This window comes from Saccharothrix sp. NBAS 001 (assembly GCF_056640475.1).
Genome location: NZ_CM153251.1, coordinates 5,803,128 through 5,817,842, shown reverse-complemented (window position 1 = coordinate 5,817,842; position 14,715 = coordinate 5,803,128). Strand labels below are relative to the sequence as shown.

At 70.3% G+C, this 14,715-nt stretch carries 12 protein-coding genes; 9 read left to right on the top strand and 3 right to left on the bottom strand.

Translation table 11 applies throughout. From position 1 onward, the window contains the following. Positions 1-1,559 precede the first annotated feature (1,559 nt). The 7 genes from AC0HI0_RS24420 (at position 1,560) to AC0HI0_RS24390 (ending at position 8,490) form a co-directional block, all read left to right on the top strand. Positions 1,560-2,525, top strand: a complete 966-nt coding sequence (locus tag AC0HI0_RS24420) for a hypothetical protein (RefSeq protein WP_480925826.1) — start codon at positions 1,560-1,562, stop codon at positions 2,523-2,525. Positions 2,526-2,733: 208 nt separating this feature from the next. Then, on the top strand, positions 2,734-3,345 hold the full coding sequence (locus AC0HI0_RS24415) for an ANTAR domain-containing response regulator (protein WP_480925825.1): 612 nt from the start codon (positions 2,734-2,736) through the stop codon (positions 3,343-3,345). A gap of 248 nt (positions 3,346-3,593) precedes the next feature. Next, entirely contained in the window at positions 3,594-4,787 is a 1,194-nt protein-coding gene (locus AC0HI0_RS24410; protein ID WP_480925824.1) for a branched-chain amino acid ABC transporter substrate-binding protein, read from the top strand. Positions 4,788-4,921: 134 nt separating this feature from the next. Continuing rightward, positions 4,922-5,884 carry a branched-chain amino acid ABC transporter permease gene (locus tag AC0HI0_RS24405; protein WP_480925823.1) on the top strand — a complete coding sequence of 321 codons (963 nt, stop codon included), beginning with the start codon at positions 4,922-4,924 and terminating at the stop codon, positions 5,882-5,884. Beyond that, positions 5,881-7,023, top strand: a complete 1,143-nt coding sequence (locus AC0HI0_RS24400; protein ID WP_480925822.1) for a branched-chain amino acid ABC transporter permease — start codon at positions 5,881-5,883, stop codon at positions 7,021-7,023. Before AC0HI0_RS24405 ends, AC0HI0_RS24400 begins: the two co-directional genes overlap by 4 nt. A 32-nt stretch (positions 7,024-7,055) precedes the next feature. After that, complete coding sequence (locus AC0HI0_RS24395) at positions 7,056-7,796, top strand: ABC transporter ATP-binding protein (protein WP_480934374.1); 741 nt, start codon at positions 7,056-7,058, stop codon at positions 7,794-7,796. Then, positions 7,786-8,490: an ABC transporter ATP-binding protein gene (locus tag AC0HI0_RS24390; protein ID WP_480925821.1), complete on the top strand. Its 705-nt coding sequence runs from the start codon at positions 7,786-7,788 to the stop codon at positions 8,488-8,490. Before AC0HI0_RS24395 ends, AC0HI0_RS24390 begins: the two co-directional genes overlap by 11 nt. 67 nt (positions 8,491-8,557) lie before the next feature. On the opposite strand, the gene AC0HI0_RS24385 is transcribed toward AC0HI0_RS24390, so the two are convergent. Continuing rightward, a complete protein-coding gene (locus AC0HI0_RS24385) occupies positions 8,558-9,100 on the bottom strand; it encodes a DUF4352 domain-containing protein (protein ID WP_480925820.1) in 543 nt (180 codons plus the stop codon). Beyond that, positions 9,097-9,546 (bottom strand): hotdog fold thioesterase, encoded by a 450-nt coding sequence (locus tag AC0HI0_RS24380; RefSeq protein WP_480925819.1) that lies wholly within the window; start codon positions 9,544-9,546, stop codon positions 9,097-9,099. The genes AC0HI0_RS24385 and AC0HI0_RS24380 overlap by 4 nt, the downstream gene beginning before the upstream one ends. A 54-nt stretch (positions 9,547-9,600) precedes the next feature. On the opposite strand from AC0HI0_RS24380, the gene polA reads away from it, so the two are divergent. Next, positions 9,601-12,270, top strand: a complete 2,670-nt coding sequence (polA, locus tag AC0HI0_RS24375; protein ID WP_480925818.1) for a DNA polymerase I — start codon at positions 9,601-9,603, stop codon at positions 12,268-12,270. A gap of 53 nt (positions 12,271-12,323) precedes the next feature. Continuing rightward, the gene (locus AC0HI0_RS24370; protein ID WP_480925817.1) at positions 12,324-14,258 is read left to right on the top strand and encodes a caspase family protein; all 1,935 of its coding nucleotides are present in this window, start codon (positions 12,324-12,326) and stop codon (positions 14,256-14,258) included. Here AC0HI0_RS24370 and AC0HI0_RS24365 read toward each other — a convergent pair. Continuing rightward, positions 14,242-14,685, bottom strand: a complete 444-nt coding sequence (locus AC0HI0_RS24365) for a winged helix-turn-helix transcriptional regulator (protein WP_480925816.1) — start codon at positions 14,683-14,685, stop codon at positions 14,242-14,244. The genes AC0HI0_RS24370 and AC0HI0_RS24365 overlap by 17 nt on opposite strands. Between the last annotated feature and the right edge of the window lie 30 nt (positions 14,686-14,715).

The window sequence follows — 14,715 nt, the reverse complement described above, 5'->3', positions numbered from 1 at the left end:
TCGACCGGGCAGTGCTCGGCCGCGCGGTACAGGTGTCCGGTCGCTCCGGCGCGGGCTCCGGTCGCGCGATACGGGAGCCTCACCTCGCTGCGGGACCCGACCACTCGGTACGGCAGCCCGGACGCGCCGACGCGGCGACCCGGCCATCCGGGGCGCCGACCCGGCCACGCGGGTGCGTGGTTCGGCCATGCGGTGCCGTCGGTCGTCCGTCGCCGGCCTCGCTGTCGTTGCGGGGATCCGCAGTCGCGTGGACGCCTGGCGGCGGGCGTCGCGGGAGGGCTGTCGGCGGGGTGGTTTTCGGGGGTGGGGCGTGGCCTCCGGCCCCCGGTTCCATTGTCGCATCGGGGGCTGACAGTTCTCGGCGTCGGAGCTGAGAGGAGGCTCAGGATCAGGTGGCGGACGTTCGCGGCTCGGCGAAGTATCGGCCGGAATGCCACCGGCCGGATTTCTTGCGCAACGCGCAAACGTGGATCACCGGAACCGCGATCGGCTCACGTCGAAGGTCGGGCAACAGCCCGCCGAACGGATCGCCGCGAGCCCGGTGAAGACACCCCCGTTCTCTTCGAACCCATCGCCCCTCGAACTCCCGCCCCGAACTCTTCGCCAGAACTCCCGAACCCCGCCCGCCCGTGCCTGTGAACGCGCCCCCGCAAACCCCTCGAACCCACTCCCGGAACGCGCGCCCGAGCCACCGCGAACATCAAATTCGTCAACTGTGAACGCCCTCGCCGCTCCCGTGAACGCCACCCGGCCAAAACGCGGAACTCCAACCCCGCCCTCACCGACTCCCCGCACGCGACCGACTCCCCGCACCCGAACCCGCCCCGATGCCCGCTCCGCCTCGCGACACTCTCGCCAACCCCGGCCTTCCCAGCCTGTGCCCCCGACCTGATCCACCCCCCCGCCGTCCAGCCGCGCGCACCCCGCCGACCCGGCGTCTTGCAGGGACGGGCGTCGAAGCCGGCCACAGTGGGCCTCGCGCGCACCGCCGGCCCAGCCTCGACCCTGCCGTCGCTCCCGCGCAGTCCGGTTCTGCTCGCCCTCGTCCTGCCTGGTTCGTTCTGCCCTCGCTCCTGCCCTGTCCACCGCTGCTCGCCCTCGTCCTGCCTGCCCGGTGCCGTCACCGCGCCTGCCGAGGCCGGTCCTGCCTGTCCGGTTCTGCCCTCGCGCCCTGCCTGCCAGCCCCGCCGTCGCACCTGGCCTGTCCCGGTCCTGCCGGTCGTGTTCTGCCTGTCGCGGTCCCGCTGGTCACGTACCCGCCGGTCGCGCCGACCCGTTCCGCCCGGCTCACGTCCAGCGGTCGCCGAGTCTCGTGGCCGGCCAGGACTGTCGTACCCGGATGGGACAATGGGATCGGGGGCCGGAGGCCACGCCTGGTACCGTCGAACACGGCGTGTGTGGACAGACGTGAGGCTGGAGCCACTCCCCGGCAACCGGGTGGCGTGATCCGCTGCAGGGTGTAGGCACCCCTGACCACGACCAGGGCAGTACCGCATTCAACCGTTGACGCGTGTACGCGTCCTTGTTCGCCGAGCCGGGCGGCGGGAGCGAGGACCGCGATGTCACGTTCGTCGTTGACCGAACAACTGGTCGACCTCCGCCGGACCTACACCGGCGAGAACCTGAGCCAGGCCGCGCCGGCCGTCAAGCACGTCCTGCACAGCCTCCCCGACGACCGCCGCGAACGCGTGGTCGACGCCCTGGACGACCGGGCCGACGTGCGCGGGCTGTTCCTGCCCGACGCGCCCACCGACGACCAGCGCAAGCTGGAGTGCGTCGTCCTCCAGAGCGCGACCGACGCGTCCGCCCACCTCCAGCTCAAGCCGCCGGCCTCGATGCTGCGCCCGGCGCACGTGTTCGAGGCCGTCGAACCCGCCGACACCCTCCGCCTGCACCTCGCCGAGCACGCTCTCGGCCCGCTGCTCTACGAGATGCTGCCGCGCAACGAGGAGCGCTGGGTGGCCGGTGTCGCGGGGCTGCGCGTCGAGCGGCACCCGAGGTCGGTGGAGCTGCGCCTGCTCGACCTGGACGCGAGCGTCGTCCTCTCCGGTGTGGACGACGCCGCGTGGGACGTCGGCATGACCTACGTCCGCACCCTCCTCAAGGGCCGTGACCTGCACGGACCGTTGATCGAGGGTCCGCTGAGCGCCGCCGAGCGCGAGCACCTGGCCGAGTTCGCGCGGCCGACCGGGCTCGGCAGCGCCGTGCTGCGCCGCTACCACCTGTTCACCGGCGCGCCGTGGCTGCGCTCGCTGCCGCAGGCCGACAAGTGGTGGCTGGAGTGGCCCGCGAGCATCGGCGTCCCCACGGTCGCCGACCGCCTGCTGCACCCGGTCTTCGGGCTGCCGAACGCCGTCGAGACGCCCAGCCCGGCGGGCGGGCTCGGGCTCACCACCGGCTGGTACGACCTCTACCTGCGCGAAACCGACCCGCCGGACCCGGCGAAGGAGGACGCGCTGGGCGCGGTGGAGTGGCCCGAGGGCGTGACGGGGTGGTGGGAGCCGCCGACGCGGCCGGTCAAGTAGTCCCGGCCGGCGGGAGGGGTCCCGCCGGAGTGGGCCGTGATCGCGCACCGCGTTCGACCGGTCGGCGGCCGGCGGCTGCCCGAACGGCGGTCGGTGGTCGCGATCACGGCCCGACCAGGCGGTGCGGTCGGGCCGCGCCGGTAGACTGCCCTTTCACCCGGTGCGTTCGCGTCGAGTGCCGCCAGTGATGACCGTCAGGAGGACCCCGGTGACCCAACAGGCTGCCGAGGCCCAGTCCGCGGGCCAAGCCGCGCCGCGTCGCGTGCTCGTCGCCGAGGACGAAGCCCTCATCCGCCTCGACCTGGTCGAGATGCTGCGCGAAGAGGGCTACGAGGTGGCCGGCCAGGCCGCCGACGGCGACGAGGCGGTCACGCTGGCCGAGCAGCTGCGGCCGGACCTGGTCATCATGGACGTCAAGATGCCGAAGGTGGACGGCATCGAGGCCGCGGGCGCGATCGCGGCCAAGCGGATCGCCCCGGTCGTCATCCTGACCGCGTTCAGCCAGCGCGACCTGGTGGAGCGGGCCCGTGACGCGGGCGCGATGGCCTACCTGGTGAAGCCGTTCGCCAAGCGCGACCTGGTGCCCGCGATCGAACTGGCGATGAGCCGGTTCGCCGAGTTGCAGGCGCTGGAGAACGAGGTCGCGGGCCTCACCGAACGCCTGGAGACGCGCAAGGTCGTGGAGCGGGCCAAGGGTCTGCTGATGAGCAAGCAGGGTCTGTCGGAGCCGGAGGCTTTCCGCTGGGTGCAGCGCACCGCCATGGACCGGCGGACCACCATGAAGGCCGTCGCCGAAGCGGTCATCGAAAACTTCGGCTGAGTTCCCTGTTCGGGTATCGGACACACAGTCGTGCCCATTGTTGGTCACTGCGCGCATTGACCCTGTGACCTGTGGCTATTTGAGCTGGATTTAAGACTGTTAACGTGCGCGCATTTGCCGGTGACTACCGTCACGATGTGGACACAGAGCAGGAAGACCACCTGTTCACGGAACACAACTGAAGCTACGTTCCTGCCCTAACCCAAGCCCTCGTGCGGGGGCGCCGCCTACCGGCGGGCTGGTTGGTCATGGGAGGTATTCCGGTGTCAGGAGCACGACTCGGCCGAGTTCTGGTGCTGGCGGCGGCTTCGTCGCTGGTGCTCGCGGCTTGCGCCGGCGGCACTAGTGGCGGCGGCGAATCTGGCGGCGACGCCACCACGGTCAAGATCGGGTTCATGGGTGACCTCACCGGTGAGAACTCCGGGATCGTGATTCCGCCCTACAACGGCGCGAAGATGGCGATCGACGAGTACAACGCCACGAACCCCAAGGTCAAGATCGAGCTGAAGAAGTACGACAGCCAGGGCAAGCCCGACCAGGCCACCTCGCTGATCACGACCGCGGTCGGCAGCGACAAGATCGCCGCCCTGATCGGCCCGGCCTTCTCCGGCGAGTCCAAGGCCATCGGCGGCACGCTGGAGGAGAGCAAGATCCCCAGCATCTCGCCGTCGGCCACGAACGCGGGCCTGGCCAGCAACGGCTGGAAGTACTGGCACCGCGTCGTCGCGAACGACAACGACCAGGGTCCGCGCATCGCCGAGTTCCTGGTGACCGCGAAGAGCCCCAAGACGGCGTTCGTCCTGTCCGACGACCAGGAGTACAGCGTCGGCCTCGCGGAGGCGGTGAGCAAGACGTTCAAGGAGAAGGGCGTCACGGTCGAGACCGACAAGTTCGCCAAGGACGCGTCGGACTACTCGTCCACGGTCAGCAAGGTCAAGTCCGCCAACCCGGACGTGATCTTCTTCGGCGGCTACTACGCCCAGGGCGGCCGGCTGCTCAAGGCGCTGCGCGACAACGACGTGAAGACCATCTTCGCCTCCGGTGACGGCTCGCTCGACGCGCAGCTGGTCAGCGGTGCCGGCCCCGCCGCGGCCGAGGGCGCGGTCATCGCCTGCCCGTGCAACATCCCCTCCGCGGACGTCACCGGCACCTCGAAGACCTTCTTCGACAACTACAAGAAGTCGGCGGGCTCCGACCCGGCGATCTACTCGACCGAGGGCTACGACGCCGCGACCGCCTACATCAAGGCGATCCAGGCCGGCAAGACGACCTCCGAGGACATCAACACCTTCCTGTCCACGGTGAGCTTCGAGGGCGTCTCCAAGCCGATCAAGTTCAAGGCGAACGGCGAGCCGGAGAACAACTCCATCTTCGTCTACCAGGTCAAGGGTGGTGTTCTCAAGCTGCTCGGCCCGTCGGCGACCGCGAAGCTTGGGAGCTGATCTCCGAGACGGTTGGACCGAGTTAGGCAGCGCTGGGGAGCGGGCAGGTCGGCGACGGGTCGCCGGCTCCCGCTCCCCACCCCTATGGCGAAGAACTTTCTCTCCCCCCGCCCCGTCTCGTGAGGCAACCTGTCATGCTTGATGATTTCCTCAACCAGTTCCTACCCAGCACCGTGGGTGGACTGGTGATCGGCTCGATCTACGCGCTGGTCGCCTTGGGCTACACGATGGTCTACGGCGTGCTGCGCCTGATCAACTTCGCGCACTCCGAGATCTTCATGATCGGCACGTTCGCGTCCCTGGTGACGCTGCTGGCGATCGCCCCGAGCGCCCCGTTCACCGGGTTCGCGCTGGTCGGCGTGCTGCTGTTGTTGATGCTGGTCTCCGCGGCGGCCTCCGGCGCGTCCGCGGTCGTCCTGGAAACCGTGGCCTACCGGCCGCTGCGCAAGCGGGGCGCGACCAGGCTCGCCGCCCTGATCTCCGCGATCGGCGCGTCGCTGTTCCTGCAGGAGCTGTTCGGGCTGGTGGTGATCAAGGGCCTGATCGACAAGCCCGGTCGCAACCAGGCGTCGGCACCCCGGTTCGTCGCCCGTGACACGCTGTTCACGGTCGGCAACGTGGACGTGCGGCTCGACCAGGTCATCGTCGTGGTCGCGGCGATCCTGGTGATGGTCGGGCTGGACCAGCTGGTGAACAAGACGCGGATCGGTCGCGGCATCCGGGCCACCGCCCAGGACCCCGAGGCCGCCGTCCTGATGGGCGTGAGCATCGACAACGTCGTGCGGGTGACGTTCCTGCTCGGCGGCGCGATGGCCGGCGTGGCCGGCTCGCTCTACATCATGGAGATCGAGAACACCTCGTACCTGATCGGTTTCGTCCTCGGCATCAAGGCGTTCACCGCGGCGGTGCTCGGCGGCATCGGCAACCTGCGCGGTGCCCTGATGGGCGGCATCGTGCTCGGTCTGATCGAGAACTGGGGCGCGATCTTCCTCGGTTCCCAGTGGAAGGACGTCATCGCGTTCACCGTCCTGGTGATCGTCCTGATGTTCCGCCCGACGGGCATCCTCGGCGAATCGCTCCAGAAGGCACGGGCATGAAAGGCGACGAAGTGACGACGGAAGAGACTCCGGCCAAGCGCGGCGGCTTCCACGCCGTCGGCCGCGGCGTCGACCGGCTGCGGGACTGGTGGGAGCAGGCCAAGGTCTGGCAGCGCTACCTGGTCTACATCGCCCTGGTGGTCGGCGCCTTGATCCTGCCCGCGCCCGGCATCGGCGCGTTCATGTCGCCCGAGTCGGACTGGACGACCGTGCTGATCTACCCGATCGGCACCTACATCCTGCTCGCGGTCGGCCTGAACGTGGTGGTCGGCCAGGCGGGCCTGCTCGACCTCGGGTTCGTCGCGTTCTTCGCGATGGGCGGTTACTCGGTCGCCTACTACGGGACCCACTTCGGCTGGAACTACTGGGCCACGGTCGCGTTCGGCATCATCCTGGCGGCGGTCTCGGGCGTCATCCTCGGCGCGCCGACCCTGCGGCTGCGCGGTGACTACCTGGCGATCGTGACGCTCGGGTTCGGCGAGATCGTCCGGATCACCGCGAACAACACCGACGAGATCGGCGGCGCGCGCGGCATCACCGGCATCCCGCACCCGCCGCCCGTGTTCGGCACCAAGTTCCTGCTCGACCCCGCGCCGTACTACTACCTGATCGTGGCCGCCATCGTGCTGGTCATCATCTTCTCGGTGCGGTTGCAGAAGAGCCGGGTCGGCCGCGCGTGGGCCGCGATCCGGGAGGACGAGGACGCGGCCGAGCTGATGGGCGTGCCGACGTTCAAGTTCAAGCTGCTGGCGTTCGCGATCGGCGCGATGATCGGTGGCCTGGCGGGCGGCATCTACGCCGGCAAGGCCGTGTTCATCGAGCCCAACACGTTCCCGTTCATCCTGTCCGCGACGATCCTCGCCGCGGTCGTGCTGGGCGGCTCGGGCAACCTGCCCGGCGTGATCCTGGGCGCGTTCCTGATCGGCTGGCTGCCGGAGCGGTTCCGCGACTTCGCGGACTACCGCATCCTGATCTTCGGCGGCGTGCTGGTGCTGATGATGGCGCTGCGGCCGGAGGGCCTGCTGCCGTCGCGCCGGCGCAAGGCGGAACTACACGAGGGAACAGGCGGAATGGGCACCATGGGCGCCGAGGTTCCGGGTCCGGACACGGACGTGTCGACGACGGAGGCGGCCAAGTGAGCACTCCCGTCCTTCAGCTGGACGACGTGACGATGCGCTTCGGCGGCGTCGTGGCGCTGCGCGAGGCGAAGATCAGCATCGGCGAGGGCGAGATCTTCGCCCTGATCGGCCCCAACGGCGCGGGCAAGACCACGGTGTTCAACGTGGTCACCGGCGTCTACCAGCCGTCCGAGGGCCAGGTCCTGTTCAACGGCGAGCGGATCAACGGCACCAAGCGGTTCAAGATCACCAAGAGCGGCATCGCCCGCACGTTCCAGAACATCCGGCTGTTCCACAACATGTCGGCGCTGGAGAACGTGATGGTGGGCGCGGACGCGCACCACAGGACCGGTGCGATCGGCGCGACGCTGAACCTGCCGTGGCACCGGAAGGAGGAGAAGCGCGGGCGCGAGCTGGCCCGCGAGCTGCTCGACTTCGTGGGCATCTCGGCGCGGATGACCGAGACCGCGAAGAACCTCCCGTACGGCGACCAGCGCCGGCTGGAGATCGCCCGCGCGCTGGCCACCGACCCGAAGCTGCTGCTGCTGGACGAACCGGCGGCCGGCATGAACCCGGCGGAGAAGGAGGCGCTCCAGCACCTCATCCGCAAGATCCGCGACAGCGGGCGGACCGTGCTGCTCATCGAGCACGACATGAGCCTGGTCATGGGCGTCAGCGACCGCGTCGCCGTGCTCGACTTCGGCCAGTTGATCGCAGAAGGGCTGCCGCACGAGGTGCAGAACAACCCGAAGGTCATCGAGGCGTACCTGGGGGTGTCCGAAGATGCTTCTTGAGGTCAAGGACATCAACGTCCACTACGGCAAGATCGCCGCGATCAAGGGCATCAGCCTGGAGGTCAACGAGGGCGAGATCGTCTCGCTGATCGGCGCGAACGGCGCGGGCAAGACGACCACGCTCAAGACCATCTCCGGCCTGCGCCCGCTGACCAGCGGCAAGGTCCTGTTCGACGGCCAGGACATCTCCCGGATGCCCGGCCACAAGCGGGTCCTGCTCGGCATCGGCCAGTCGCCCGAGGGCCGGGGCGTGTTCCCCGGCATGACGGTGCAGGAGAACCTCCTGATGGGTGCCTACACCCGCAAGGACGACCTGAGCGCCGACCTCGCCGAGGTCTACGAGCTGTTCCCGAGGCTGGCCGAGCGCAAGAACCAGTTCGGCGGCACCATGTCCGGCGGCGAGCAGCAGATGATCGCCATCGGCCGGGCGCTGATGACCAAGCCGAAGGTGCTGCTGCTCGACGAGCCGTCCATGGGGCTCGCGCCGATGCTGATCGCCCAGATCTTCGAGATCATCAAGGAGATCAACAAGCGCGGCACGACCGTCCTGCTGGTCGAGCAGAACGCCCAGCAGGCGCTCAAGCTCTCCGACCGGGCCTACGTGCTGGAGACCGGCCGGGTGGTCAAGTCCGCGCCGGGCCTGGAACTGCTGGACGACCCGCAGGTCCGTGCCGCCTACCTGGGCGGGCACTGAGGACAGAGCACCGGGTGCCGAAGAGGCCCGCCGACCACGCGTCGGCGGGCCTCTCGTCGTCCGGGCGTCACTGGCTGAGCAGGATCTCCGTGCTCGACGCGTCCTTCAGGTCGGTCAACGTCGGGCCGCCGTACACCTTGAGCGCCAACGGCTTCGCGTCCTTGGGCAGGTCGTAGTACACGTCGTACTCCAGCCGCACGTTCGCCCCCACGTCGATCACGTCGGGCTGCCGCTTGATGGTCATCGCCTCGGTGTCGACCGGGTACTCGACCTTCTTGTCGTCCACCAGCAGGTGCCGCCGGGCGTTGAACGAGGAGGTGCTGCGCCCGTTGTTGATCACGCTGAGCCGGATCCGGACGAACTGGCCCTTCGCCTCGAACTCGGCGTGGCTGCCGATCAGCGTGGTCATCCCGGTGGTCAGCCCGACCAGGGTGAACGCCGTGTCGCCGTCCGAGGTCGTCGGCAGGTGCAGGATCTTCTCGTCCGGCCGCGCGGTGCCCGCCGGCACCGGGTAGGTCGGTGGCGCGGACGTCGGGGGAGTCTCCGAGGCCGGGGCACTGCTGCACCCGGCGACCAGCAACGCCGCCACCACCAAGCCCGTCCACCTCATGCCTGGACCTTAGGCGCGGGCCGCAGGAAGCAGGTGAGCCTCGCCGTGCACGTGCGCCGGCCCTGCTCGTCGCTGACCACGATCTCGTAGGTGGCGGTCGAGCGGCCCCGGTGGATCGGCGTGCACACCCCGGTGACCTCGCCCTCCGTCACCCCGCGGTGGTGCGTGCAGGACAGCTCCAGCCCCACGGCCAGCCGGTCGGGCGCGGCGTGCATGGCCGCCGCGATGGACCCCAGCGTCTCGGCCAGCACCGCGTTCGCGCCGCCGTGCAGCAGCCCGTACGGCTGGCGGTTGCCCTTCACGGGCATCGTCCCGACCAGCCGGTCGGCATCCCATCGGGTGATCTCGATGCCCATCTTCGCGGTCAACTGCTCGTGCGCGACCGCCTGGTCGGCGCCCGGCACGTCCGCCAAGCCGCCGGGGACGCCGTCTGGGTTCGGGCTCACGTTGCTGCTCCACTCGGTGCACGACTGTCGGACCCTCACCCTAGACTCGCCGGCGTGAGCACTTCAGAAGCCTCCCGTCTGCTGCTGGTCGACGGCCACTCGATGGCCTACCGGGCGTTCTTCGCGCTGCCGAAGGAGAACTTCCAGACCAACACGGGCCAGACCACGAACGCGGTCTACGGCTTCACCTCGATGCTGATCAACCTCATGCGCGACGAGCAGCCCACGCACATCGCGGTGGCCTTCGACGTCTCGCGCAAGACCTTCCGCACCGAGGCGTACTCCGAGTACAAGGCCGGTCGCAGCGCGACGCCGGACGAGTTCAAGGGCCAGGTCAGCCTCATCCAGGACGTGCTGGGCACGCTCAACATCCAGACCCTGGAGAAGGACAACTTCGAGGCCGACGACGTCATCGCGACGCTCACCACGCAGGCCACCGCGCTCGGCTTCGAGGTGCTCATCTGCACCGGCGACCGCGACGCGCTCCAGCTGGTCAACGACAAGGTGACCGTGCTCTACCCGGTCAAGGGCGTCTCCGAGCTGGCCCGCTACACCCCCGAGCTGGTGCTGGAGAAGCAGGGCGTCCCGCCGGAGCTGTACGCCGACTACGCGGCGGTGCGCGGCGACTCGTCGGACAACCTGCCCAACACCCCCGGCGTGGGCCCCAAGACGATCGTGAAGCTGCTCACCCAGTTCGGCTCGCTCAACGGCCTGATCGACCACGTGGACGAGGTCCCCGGCAAGGTCGGTGACGCGCTGCGCGCGAACCTGGCCAACATCATGCTCAACCGGCAGCTCACCGAGCTGGTCCGGGACGTGGAGCTGCCGGTCGGCCCGGCCGAGCTGGACGCGAAGGACTGGGACCGCGACGCGGTGCACCGGCTGTTCGACGAGCTGGAGTTCCGGGTCCTGCGCGACCGCCTGTTCGCCACCCTGTCCACCGCCGAGCCCGAGGCCGAGGAGGGCTTCGAGGTCTCCGGCGGCGCGGTCGAGCCGGGCGCGCTCGCCGCCTGGCTGGCCACCCACGCCACCGGCCGCCGGGTGGGCCTGGCGTTCCGGCAGACCGGCGTCGACCTGGAGGGCATCGCGTTCGCCGGCGGCGAGGGCGGCTACGTCGAGGTCGCCGGGCTCACCGAGGCCGACGAGAACGCCCTGGCCGCCTGGCTGGCCGACGAGACCGCGCCGAAGGCCGGCCACGACCTGAAGCTCCCGCTGCGCGCCCTGCGCGCCCGCGGCTGGCGGCTGGCGGGCCTGACCAGCGACACCGCGCTGGCCGCCTACCTGGTCCGGCCGGGCCAGCGCAGCTTCGCCCTGGACGACCTGGCGCTGCGCTACCTCCAGCGCGAGCTGCGCGCCGAGGAGCCGGACGACGGCCAGCTCTCGCTGCTCGCCGACGAGGACGAGGAGCGCGAGAAGACCGCGAAGAACGCGATCGTGCGGGCCTCCGCCGTCGCGGAGCTGGCCGACGCGCTGGACCGGCAGCTGGTGGAGACCGGCCAGGAGAGCCTGCTGGCGGGCCTGGAACTGCCGCTGATGAACGTGCTGGACGAGGTCGAGTCGGTCGGCATCGCGATCGACTCCGAGCACCTGGCGGCGCTGGAGGCGCACTTCGCGGCGGGCGTGAAGCAGGCCGCGCAGGACGCGTACGGGGTGATCGGCAAGGAGATCAACCTCGGCTCGCCCAAGCAGCTGCAGACGGTGCTGTTCGACGAGCTGAACATGCCGAAGACCAAGAAGACCAAGACCGGCTACACCACCGACGCGGACGCGTTGCAGAACCTGTTCGAGGCGACCGAGCACCCGTTCCTCCAGCACCTGCTCGCGCACCGCGACGTGACCAGGCTCAAGTCCACGGTGGACGGCCTGCTCAAGTCGGTGGCCGACGACGGCCGCATCCACACCACGTTCCACCAGACCATCGCCGCGACCGGCCGGCTGTCCTCGACGGACCCGAACCTCCAGAACATCCCGATCCGCACCGACGAGGGCCGCCGGATCCGCGAGGCGTTCGTGGTCGGCCCCGGCTACGCCGAGCTGATGACCGCCGACTACAGCCAGATCGAGATGCGGATCATGGCCCACCTGTCCGAGGACGCGGGCCTGATCGAGGCGTTCCGGTCGGGGGAGGACCTGCACACGTTCGTCGCGTCCCGGGCGTTCTCGGTGCCGACCGCCGAGGTCACCGCCGAGCAGCGGCGGCGGGTCAAGGCGATGTCCTACGGCCTGGCGTACGGGCTGTCGGTGTACGGCCTGGCGCAGCAGTTGCGGATCACCGCCGACGACGCGCGCGAGCAGATGGAGGCGTACTTCGCCCGCTTCGGCGGCGTGCGCGACTACCTGCACGCGATCGTCGAGGACGCCCGCAAGAAGGGCTACACCGAGACCATCCTGGGCCGCCGCCGCTACCTGCCCGACCTCAACAGCGACAACCGCCAGCGCCGCGAGATGGCCGAGCGGATGGCGTTGAACGCGCCGATCCAGGGCTCGGCGGCGGACATCATCAAGGTCGCGATGCTGGGGGTGTTCAACGCGCTGCGGGACTCCGGCCTGCGCTCGCGGATGCTGCTGCAGGTGCACGACGAACTCGTCCTGGAGATCGCCGAGGGCGAGCGGGAGGCGGTCGAGGCCCTGGTCCGCGCCCAGATGGGCCAGGCGTACGAACTCAGCGTCCCGATGGAGGTGTCGGTGGGGGTCGGCCGCTCCTGGGACGAAGCCGCGCACTGACGCCCCGGGGCCGCTCGTGGTGGCGGCACCCGGTGTAACGGGGGTGGGTCGCTGTGGGACGTTTCGCGCTGCTGGTCGGGACCAACGCCTACGCGGACCCGGCGTACCCGCAGCTCTGGTCGCCGGTCGACGACGTGCGCCGGCTGGCCGCCGTGCTGCGCGACCCGGACCTGGGCGGTTTCGAGGTGACCTCGTGCGTCGACCGGCCGGCGGCGGACGTGCGGTACGAGGTCGCCCGCATCGCGGCGGGCAAGCGCGCCGAGGACACCGTGCTGGTCTACATCTCCGGCCACGGGCAGCGCGACCGGGACGGCCGGCTGTACTTCGCGACCACCGACAGCGAAGCCGACCTGATCAGCGCCACGAGTTGCGAGAGCGCGTTCGTGCGCGACAGCCTGGAGCGGTCCGGCGCCGGCAGCCGGATCCTGTTGCTGGACTGCTGCTTCAGCGCGAGCATCATCGCCGGCTTCACCGACAAGTCGCTGCCCGACAGCGTGCTGGAGGACCACGACGGGCGCGGGTACGTCGTCCTGACCGCCACCGACCGCTGGCAGCCCGCCCTTGAGCAGGGCTCACGGTCGTTCTTCACCGAAGCAGTCATCGAAGGGCTGCACGACCCGGACGCCGACCTCGACCAGGACGGCTACCTCTCCGCCTCGGAGCTGTACGACTACGTCCACCCCAGGGTCCGCACCCGCGCGGGCCACGAACCGACCTTCTTCGCCTCGGGGGTCCGGGGCACCGTCGTGGTGTCGAAGGCGGCGGGCGGTCGTCGCCGCGCCGCCGCCGCACCGACCCGAACCCGCCGGTGGCCGCCGCCCGCCGTGGACGGCGCTTCCCCGGAGGTGCTCTACGAGCGGCTCCGGTCGACCTTCGGCGACCTGTCGTGGCGTGGTCTGCTCGACGTCCTCGGCGGTATGGGGGACGTGGCGGTCGGAGCCGTCACGGTCAACCCGTCCCTGCTGGCGGCGGCGTGCTCGTCGGCGGTGTCCGCCCGCCTGGCGGCGGCCCATGCCCGACCCGATGACTCCGAGGCCCTCCAGGCGCGCGCGTGGCACGCGCTGCGCCGGGAGTGGTGGGCGGAGTCCCGGCGTGACTTCCTCGCCGAGCTGGCCGCCAACCCGTACCACGCGTGGTCGTGGTGGGGGTTGGCCTACGGCTACGTGCGGGAGGGCGCCTACTCGGCCGCCGCGCAGGCGTTCGCCAAGGCGGCCCGCTACGCCGACCTGCCGGACAACGGCTTCTCCGCCGGGTCCTCGCTGCTGGTGGCGGCGGCGCTGGACCTCGCGGAAGAACCCGAGCGGGCGCACCGGGTCCTCCGCGACGCGGCCGTCCGGCACCCGGCCGGCATCCCCGTCGCGTTCGGCCTCGCCGTGCGCGAGGGCGACCCGTACGAGCTGAGCCGATTACTCGTGCACAACCCCGAGTTCGGCGCCCACCTGGCCGCCTTCGGGGAGGTGGACCCGGCGGTCGCGCGACACCTGGCGGGGCTGGTGACGGCGGACGTGGTGACGTTGGTCGACTGGATGCGGGTGCGGAAGGGCCGCAGGGACTTCCCGTACTGGTTCGACGACCGGTGGGCGACCATCGGGACGCCGCGGGAGGACGACCTGGTCCAGTTCGTGCTCGCGGCGAGAGTCGGTCTGATCCTGCACGACAGGTTGTCCCGCGAGGCCGCGCAGTGGCGGCGCAGAGCGCAGGAACTCCGGGCGTCCGCCGACGTCCACGCGCTCGTGGACCCGACCCGGACGCGGGCCCTGGTCCGGAAGATGTCGCGCCGCCGGCGGGCCGTGGTCGAACTCGCCGGGCTGGAGGCCAGGATCGCGGCCTTCACCAGGCTCTCCGCGGAACTCGGGGCGTCCCGGCCGAGGCGCGGCTCGCCGTCGTACCTGCGGATCGGCGGCCCGGTCGAGGCGGTCGACCCCGTCTCGTTGGCGCCTCGCCGAGGCCGCCGGTCCGGGGCGGTGGGCGTCAGCGCAGGGGGGTGACCCGGACGTCGCGGGCCGACAGCTCGTCGCCGCACGCGGCGCACTGCACGCGCACGTCGACGTCCCCGCCGCACTCGTGGTGGTGCAGCTCGAACGACGTGCCGCCCTCGGGCGACATCCACTTGTCGCCCCACTTGCGCAGCGCCATCAGCACCGGGTAGAGGTCCAGCCCCTTCTCGGTGAGCCGGTACTCGTAGCGCGTCCGCACGTCCTTGTACGCGACCCGCCGCAGGATGCCCTCGTCGACGAACTTCGCCAGCCGCTCGGTGAGCACGCTGCGCGAGATGTCCATCGCCGACTGGAAGTCCTCGAACCGCCGCGTGCCCAGGAACGCCTGGCGGAGCAGCAGCAACGTCCACCGCTCGCCCAGCAGGGCGGCGGGCAGGGACACGGTGCACAGCTCGTCGGCGACCTTCACAGGCGACATACCAGCAGAATACCCCTTGCGTTCGAAAAA